Source organism: Streptomyces sp. NPDC058401 (assembly GCF_042722885.1).
GTDB lineage: Bacteria > Actinomycetota > Actinomycetes > Streptomycetales > Streptomycetaceae > Streptomyces.
The window spans coordinates 1-8114 of sequence record NZ_JBHXKA010000218.1 but is presented as its reverse complement, the minus strand read 5'-3'; the positions used below and the strand labels follow the sequence as shown (position 1 = coordinate 8114).

The 8114-nt window shown below is 71.8% G+C and carries 5 protein-coding genes; 4 read left to right on the top strand and 1 reads right to left on the bottom strand.

Annotated features, from left to right (window positions below; genetic code table 11):
* The first annotated feature begins 159 nt into the window (after positions 1-159).
* The 3 genes from ACFWNV_RS38310 (at position 160) to ACFWNV_RS38300 (ending at position 6235) form a co-directional block, all read left to right on the top strand.
* Positions 160-903, top strand: a complete 744-nt coding sequence (locus ACFWNV_RS38310; RefSeq protein ID WP_383956539.1) for a response regulator transcription factor — start codon at positions 160-162, stop codon at positions 901-903.
* Positions 900-1994 carry an ATP-binding protein gene (locus ACFWNV_RS38305; protein ID WP_383956536.1) on the top strand — a complete coding sequence of 365 codons (1095 nt, stop codon included), beginning with the start codon at positions 900-902 and terminating at the stop codon, positions 1992-1994. The genes ACFWNV_RS38310 and ACFWNV_RS38305 overlap by 4 nt, the downstream gene beginning before the upstream one ends.
* Before the next feature lie 257 nt (positions 1995-2251).
* Positions 2252-6235, top strand: coding sequence for a multifunctional oxoglutarate decarboxylase/oxoglutarate dehydrogenase thiamine pyrophosphate-binding subunit/dihydrolipoyllysine-residue succinyltransferase subunit (locus ACFWNV_RS38300; RefSeq protein ID WP_383956533.1), 3984 nt, complete (start codon positions 2252-2254; stop codon positions 6233-6235).
* A 166-nt stretch (positions 6236-6401) separates the two neighbouring features.
* On the opposite strand, the gene ACFWNV_RS38295 is transcribed toward ACFWNV_RS38300, so the two are convergent.
* On the bottom strand, positions 6402-7628 hold the full coding sequence (locus tag ACFWNV_RS38295) for an aKG-HExxH-type peptide beta-hydroxylase (RefSeq protein WP_383956530.1): 1227 nt from the start codon (positions 7626-7628) through the stop codon (positions 6402-6404).
* A 145-nt stretch (positions 7629-7773) separates the two neighbouring features.
* Between ACFWNV_RS38295 and ACFWNV_RS38290 the strand changes: the two genes are divergently transcribed.
* Positions 7774-7959 (top strand): DUF6104 family protein, encoded by a 186-nt coding sequence (locus ACFWNV_RS38290; RefSeq protein WP_124439251.1) that lies wholly within the window; start codon positions 7774-7776, stop codon positions 7957-7959.
* Positions 7960-8114 lie beyond the last annotated feature (155 nt).

Genomic DNA, 8114 nt, shown 5'->3' with positions numbered 1-8114 from the left:
ACGCCGGCGAGGCTGGATTTTCCAGCCCGTCGGCGTTTGAAGCGCAGGTCCGGGGGCAGAGGGCTCGGCAACGAACCCGCGCAGCGAACCCGTCATAGCCGGAGCCCAGCCGCTCCTCTACGCTGCACCCCTACCACGCGGGATCTTCAGGGGCGGGACATGGAACAGACGCACACCACCACCCACAACGGCGCCGCGGCCACCCCCGGCGCGCAGCGCCGGGTGCTCGTCGTCGAGGACGACCACACCATCGCGGAGGCCATCGCGGCGCGGCTGCGCGCCGAGGGCTTCCAGGTGCAGACGGCCGCGGACGGGCCGGCGGCCGTCGCCGCGGCCGAGGGCTGGCTGCCGGAGCTGCTGGTCCTGGACGTCATGCTGCCGGGCTTCGACGGCCTGGAGGTCTGCCGCCGGGTCCAGGCGCAGCGGCCCGTCCCGGTGCTGATGCTCACCGCCCGGGACGACGAGACCGACATGCTCGTCGGCCTGGGGGTCGGCGCCGACGACTACATGACGAAGCCGTTCTCGATGCGCGAGCTGGCCGCGCGGGTCCACGTACTGCTGCGGCGGGTGGAGCGGGCCACGCTGGCCGCGCACGCCCCGCGCGGGGCCACCCTGCGCCTGGGCGATCTGGAGATCGACCACGCGCAGCGCCGGGTCCGCGTGCACACCGAGGACGTGCACCTGACGCCGACGGAGTTCGACCTGCTGGTGTGCCTGGCCGGGACCCCGCGGGCGGTGCTCTCGCGGGAGCAGCTCCTCGCCGAGGTCTGGGACTGGGCCGACGCCTCGGGGACCCGTACGGTCGACAGCCACATCAAGGCGCTGCGCCGGAAGATCGGCGCCGAGCGGATCCGTACGGTCCACGGCGTCGGGTACGCCCTGGAGTCCCCGGCGCAGCCGTGAGCGGCTACCGGCCGCCGGGGCAGCGGCCGCCCGGGGGGCTGCGGCCCTTCTCCCCGTTCTCGATCAAGACCAAGCTGGGCACGCTCGTGGTGGTGTCGGTCTTCATCACCACCGGTCTGCTGATGGTGGCGCTGCGCACGGCCACCGAGGTGCGCTTCATCACGGTGTTCTCGGTGATCGCCTCGATGCTGATCACCCAGTTCGTGGCGCACAGCCTGACGGCGCCGCTGGACGACATGACCACGGTGGCCCGGGCGATATCCCACGGGGACTACACCCGCCGGGTGCGCGGGGCGGGCCGCCGCGACGAGCTGGGCGACCTGGCCTCCACCATCAATCTGATGGCGGACGACCTGGAGGCGGTGGACCGGCACCGCAAGGAGCTCGTCGCCAACGTCTCGCACGAGCTGCGCACCCCGATCGCGGCCCTGCGGGCGGTACTGGAGAACGTGGTGGACGGGGTCTCCGCCGCCGATCCGGAGACGATGCGCACGGCCCTGAAGCAGACCGAGCGGCTCGGCCGGCTGGTGGAGACCCTGCTGGACCTCTCCCGCGTGGACAACGGGGTGGTGCCGCTGCGGGCCCGCCGCTTCGAGGTGTGGCCCTATCTGTCGGGGGTGCTGAAGGAGTCGGGCCTGGCGGCGGCCGGCCGGCCGGGGCTGTCCTCGGGCTCGGGCGGGCACACCCGCAACGACGTCCACCTCCATCTGGACGTGTCCCCGCCGGACCTGGCGGCGTACGCGGACGCCGAGCGGCTGCACCAGGTGGTGGCGAACCTGATCGACAACGCGGTCAAGCACAGCCCCCCGCACGGCCGGGTCACGGTCCACGCCCGGGCGGGCGACGCGCCCGGGGGTCTGGTGCTCGAGGTGCGGGACGAAGGTCCCGGCATCCCGGAGTCGGAGCGCCACCGGGTCTTCGAGCGCTTCAACCGGGGCAGCGCGCGGGGCGGCGACGGCGGCACGGGCCTGGGCCTGGCGATCGCCCGCTGGGCCGTGGGCCTGCACGGGGGCCACATCGGAGTGGCCGAATCGTCTCGGGGCTGCCGGATCCTTGTCACACTTCCGGGCAGCTCGCAGGCGCCGAGTTGACGTAGGGTTCGAGTGGGAAGGACATGATCTCGGCCACACGCGCCGGGGTCCGTCAGGGGTGCGAAGCCAGGGGGCCGCAACCGCGGTGTCTCCTGTCCGAACCACGCTTGTTTCCCGCCATTCCTGGTGGTGAAACCCGCCGTTCGATGTGACCTACGCGACGTAAGTCCCGCCCGGTCTGCATCTCACGGCCCGGGAGGCGTAGCCTTTATTCCCGCTGTCCATACCTTGTGAAGCGGAAGAGGGCGGTTGCCGCCGTGTCGCCACAGTCCCCCAGTAACTCGAGCACCACGACCGAAGCAGGAGAAGGCGGAAAGAACCCCGCCCCGGGCTTCGGCGCGAATGAGTGGCTCGTCGACGAGATCTATCAGCAGTACCTCCAGGACCCGAACTCGGTCGACCGGGCCTGGTGGGACTTCTTCGCCGACTACAAGCCGGGTGGCGCTGTCGCTCCGGTGAAGGCGGATAAGCCCACGGACCGGCCCGCTCCCCCTGCCGCGACGACGACGGACGGCGCCTCCGCACAGGCCGCCGCCCCCGTCACCGCCGCGCACCCGCAGGCTTCCGACGCCGCCGTCACAGGGACGGCGAGCCTCGCGCCCGCCGCCCCCGCAGCAGCGGCCACGACGCCCGTGTCAGCACCTGCCCCTGTACCTGCCACCCCCTCTGGTGCCCCTGCTGTGACTGTCACCTCCCAGGCCCCGGCCGCCGCCGCACCGGCTGCCCCCGCCTCCCCGGCCCCGGCTCCCGCCGCGGCTCCCACTTCCGTAGCCCCCCAGAAGGCCGCGCCCCCCGGTGCAAGCACCGGCTCCACTGGAGCGCCTAACGCCGCGCCCACCTCTGAGGCCCCTGCCGGCCCCGAACTGGTGACGCTCCGCGGCCCGGCGGCTGCCGTGGTCAAGAACATGAACGCCTCGCTGGAAGTGCCGACGGCCACGTCCGTCCGCGCCGTCCCGGTGAAGCTGCTGTTCGACAACCGCATCGTCATCAACAACCACCTGAAGCGCGCCCGGGGCGGGAAGATCTCCTTCACCCACCTCATCGGCTACGCGATGGTGCAGGCCATCAAGGCCATGCCGTCGATGAACTACTCCTTCGCGGAGAAGGACGGCAAGCCGACGCTGGTCAAGCCGGAGCACATCAACTTCGGCCTCGCGATCGACCTGGTGAAGCCCAACGGCGACCGCCAGCTCGTCGTCGCCGGCATCAAGAAGGCCGAGACCCTCAACTTCTTCGAGTTCTGGCAGGCCTACGAGGACATCGTCCGCCGGGCCCGCATCGGCAAGCTGACGATGGACGACTTCACCGGGGTGACGGTCTCCCTCACCAACCCCGGCGGCCTGGGCACCGTGCACTCCGTGCCCCGCCTGATGCCCGGACAGTCGGTCATCATGGGCGTCGGCTCCATGGACTACCCCGCCGAGTTCCAGGGCACCTCGCAGGACACCCTGAACAAGCTGGCCATCTCCAAGGTCATGACCCTGACCTCGACCTACGACCACCGGGTCATCCAGGGCGCGGCCTCCGGCGAGTTCCTGCGCGTCGTCGCGAACATGCTGCTCGGCGAGAGCGGCTTCTACGACGACGTCTTCGAGGCGCTGCGCATCCCGTACGAGCCGGTCCGCTGGCTCCGGGACATCGACGCCTCGCACGACGACGACGTCACGAAGGCCGCCCGCGTCTTCGAGCTGATCCACTCCTACCGGGTCCGCGGCCACGTCATGGCCGACACCGACCCGCTGGAGTACAAGCAGCGCAAGCACCCCGACCTCGACATCACCGAGCACGGCCTCACCCTGTGGGACCTGGAGCGCGAGTTCGCGGTCGGCGGCTTCTCCGGCAAGTCGATGATGAAGCTGCGCGACATCCTCGGCGTGCTGCGCGACTCGTACTGCCGCACCACCGGCGTCGAGTTCATGCACATCCAGGACCCGAAGCAGCGCCGCTGGATCCAGGACCGCATCGAGCGCCCGCACACCAAGCCGGAGCGCGAGGAGCAGCTGCGGATCCTGCGCCGGCTGAACGCGGCGGAGGCCTTCGAGACCTTCCTGCAGACGAAGTACGTCGGCCAGAAGCGGTTCTCGCTGGAGGGCGGCGAGTCCGTCATCCCGCTGCTCGACGCCGTCATCGACTCGGCCGCCGAGGCCCGCCTCGAAGAGGTCGCGATCGGCATGGCCCACCGCGGCCGCCTGAACGTGCTCGCCAACATCGTCGGCAAGTCGTACGCGCAGATCTTCCGCGAGTTCGAGGGCAACCTCGACCCGAAGTCCATGCACGGCTCCGGCGACGTCAAGTACCACCTGGGCGCCAACGGCACCTTCACGGGCCTGGACGGCGAGCAGATCAAGGTCTCGCTCGTCGCGAACCCCTCGCACCTGGAGGCGGTGGACCCGGTCCTGGAGGGCGTGGTCCGCGCCAAGCAGGACATCATCAACAAGGGCGGCACGGACTTCACGGTCCTGCCCGTCGCCCTGCACGGCGACGCGGCCTTCGCGGGCCAGGGCGTCGTCGCCGAGACGCTGAACATGTCGCAGCTGCGCGGTTACCGCACCGGCGGCACCGTGCACGTGGTCATCAACAACCAGGTCGGCTTCACCGCCGCCCCGGAGTCCTCGCGTTCCTCGATGTACGCGACCGACGTGGCCCGCATGATCGAGGCGCCGATCTTCCACGTGAACGGCGACGACCCGGAGGCCGTGGTCCGCATCGCGCGGCTCGCCTTCGAGTTCCGCCAGGCGTTCAACAAGGACGTGGTCATCGACCTCATCTGCTACCGCCGCCGCGGTCACAACGAGTCGGACAACCCGGCGTTCACGCAGCCGCTGATGTACGACCTGATCGACAAGAAGCGCTCGGTGCGCAAGCTCTACACCGAGTCCCTCATCGGTCGCGGCGACATCACCCTGGAAGAGGCCGAGCAGGCGCTCCAGGACTTCCAGGGCCAGCTGGAGAAGGTCTTCGCGGAGGTCCGCGAGGCCGCCACGCAGCCCGCGGTCGCCCCGGTGGCGCCCGCCCAGGTCGCGCAGGAGTTCCCGGTGTTCGTGAACACCGCGATCTCCCAGGAGGTCGTCAAGCGGATCGCCGAGGCCCAGGTCAACATCCCGGACACGGTCACCGTCCACCCGCGCCTGCTGCCGCAGCTGCAGCGCCGCGCGGCGATGATCGACGACGGCACCATCGACTGGGGCATGGGCGAGACCCTGGCCTTCGGCTCGCTGCTGATGGAGGGCACCCCGGTCCGGCTGTCCGGCCAGGACTCCCGCCGCGGCACCTTCGGCCAGCGCCACGCGGTCCTGATCGACCGGGAGACCGGCGAGGACTACACCCCGCTGCTCTACCTGGCGGACGACCAGGCCCGCTACAACGTCTACGACTCGCTGCTCTCCGAGTACGCGGCCATGGGCTTCGAGTACGGCTACTCGCTGGCCCGCCCGGACGCGCTGGTCCTCTGGGAGGCCCAGTTCGGTGACTTCGTCAACGGCGCGCAGACCGTCGTCGACGAGTTCATCTCCTCGGCCGAGCAGAAGTGGGGCCAGACGTCCGGCGTCACGCTCCTCCTGCCGCACGGTTACGAGGGCCAGGGCCCGGACCACTCCTCCGCCCGCCCGGAGCGTTTCCTGCAGATGTGCGCGCAGGACAACATGACGGTCGCGATGCCGACCCTCCCGTCGAACTACTTCCACCTGCTGCGCTGGCAGGTCCACAACCCGCACCACAAGCCGCTCATCGTCTTCACCCCGAAGTCGATGCTGCGTCTGAAGGCGGCGGCGTCGAAGGCGGAGGAGTTCACGACCGGTTCGTTCCGTCCGGTCATCGGCGACACGCGCCTCGCCTCGGGTGCCGGTGACCCGAACGAGATCCGCAAGGTCGTCTTCTGCGCGGGCAAGGTCTACTACGACCTGGAGGCCGAGCGCGAGAAGCGGGGCATCACCGACACGGCGATCATCCGCATCGAGCGCCTCTACCCGCTCCCGGGCAGCGAACTCCAGGCGGAGATCGCCAAGTTCCCGAACGCGGCGAAGTACATCTGGGCCCAGGAGGAGCCGGCGAACCAGGGCGCGTGGCCCTTCATCGCCCTCAACCTGATCGACCACCTCGACCTGGCGGTCGGCGCGGACATCCCGGCGGGCGAGCGCCTGCGCCGGATCTCGCGTCCGCACGGCTCGTCCCCCGCGGTCGGGTCGGCCAAGCGCCACCAGGCGGAGCAGCAGCTCCTCCTGAACGAGGTCTTCGAGGCCTAAGCACTGCGCTCGCTCGAACGATGGAAGGCCCGGCTCCCCTGAGGGAGCCGGGCCTTCCGGCCTTTTCAGCCCGTCCGGCGTTTGAGGACCAGGTCCGGGCGGAGCCCGGGGAACGGGCGAAGGGCGGGTAGGGGACCCTCGCCCCGCGCGGCGGCGGCCCCGGGCGTCAGCCGGCCGCGTACGGGGCCAGGTTCGGGTGCGCCGCGCACCAGGCGACCCGGTCCCGCTCCACGACCCCGCGGGCCACCGCGTACCGCGCCCCCGGCGCCGACACCCCGTCCATGTCCCGCTCCGCCGCGGCCATCGCCCCGACGAACACCCGCCCACCCGCGGTGAGTTCCGGGCAGCCGTCCAGGACGGGCAGCACCGCCGCCACCTGCGCCCGCACCCGCGCGTGCTGCGCCCACGCCCCCCTGGCCCCGTAGAGCGCCGCGCGCTGCCAGTAGCCCGCCAGCCCGAGGTGCGCGTACGCGCCCCTCAGGAGCCCCTCCAGCGGCCGTGGATCGGTCCGCCAGGGGGCCCAGTACCGTGCCGTGCGGTCGGCGGTGTGCAGCGGGAGCGCCTGCGCGAGGGCGGCCAGCTTCCCGTGCTGCACCTCGAACACGAGGGTCGCGGCCAGCGCGGGCGGCGGCTGCGCCCGCGCCAGGACGGAGCCCGCGGCCGCAGGCAGGGTCCCGCCGTAGGACCGCGAGCTGCCGGACAGCGGGACCAGGCAGCGCAGCAGCCGCGCGGCCTCCTCCGCGCGGGCGGTGTCGTAGCGCCGCAGCAGTGTGAGGGCCCCGGACCACTGGGTGTCCCAGCGTTTGTGCCCCTTGGGGGTGAGCCGGCGGGCGGCGGGCACCGTCACGGAGGCGCGGTAGGGGTCCAGGTCGTCGAGGGCGGTCCGCCCGTCGGGCAGTGCGTGCAGGACGAGCGCCTCCGGGTTGCCGGGGTCCCAGGAGCCCTCGGTCAGGGCGAGCGGGCCCGGCCGGTCCGGGCGCAGCAGTCCGAGGGTGGGCAGGGCGAGGCGTCCGTGCGCGGGCCGCAGCGTGATCTTGAAGCCGATCCCGGCGCGCAGCGCCGCGGCGGCGGCGAGCGCCCCGAGGTGTCCGAGGTCGGCGGGCGGTCCGTGCCGCGTGCGCAGCCGGCGCAGGGTTTCCTCGGCCCACACCCCGGTGGCCGGATAGTGCACGACGTCGGCCACCGCAGGGGGGTCGCGCCGTCCGGCCTCTTCCAGCAGGGCCCAGCGCTCGGCCGCCTCGCCGGTACGGGCCCCGGGCAGTTCCGCGAGCTCCCGCAGCAGCCGCAGCCGCCGGGCCCGCCGTACGCCGCACACCAGCGCGGTCCCCTCGGCGGACGGCTCGGTGGAACCGAGGGCCCGCAGCACGCCGTCGCTCGGCTCGGGGTGATCCATGCATACCTCCCGCCGCGGACCCTTCATCCCTGCCCTGGGGAGGGGCTCCGCGAACGGCGGAAAGCGGTCAGGTCCTGGCCGGGCGGGTCGGCGGATTATCCTTGCGGGACACGACCGAACACCCGACCACCGCACGGAGCCCGACTTGTACTTCACCGATCGCGGCATCGAGGAGCTGGAGAAGCGGCGCGGCGAGGAGGAGGTCACCTTCGAGTGGCTCGCCGAGCAGCTGCGCGCCTTCGTCGACCTGAACCCGGACTTCGAGGTCCCGGTGGAACGCCTCGCGACCTGGCTCGCCCGCCTGGACGACGAGGACGAAGACGACGAGTAGTCGGCGGCACACGGATCCGCCGCACGACGAAGGGGCCCGACCGCGATGCGGTCGGGGCCCATCGTCAAAGTGCCGCGGGGCGAGGCCCATAGGACTGGTGGGGGCGGTCAGGCGGCCATAGTACAGTGTCGTATACACAACTGAAGCTGCCCAAG

Bases quoted from the DNA above. Each gene is read 5' to 3' on its own strand.
- ACFWNV_RS38310 (WP_383956539.1), top strand. From the start codon at position 160: ATGGAACAGACGCACACCACCACCCACAACGGCGCCGCGGCCACCCCC.
- ACFWNV_RS38295 (WP_383956530.1), bottom strand. From the start codon at position 7,628: ATGGATCACCCCGAGCCGAGCGACGGCGTGCTGCGGGCCCTCGGTTCC.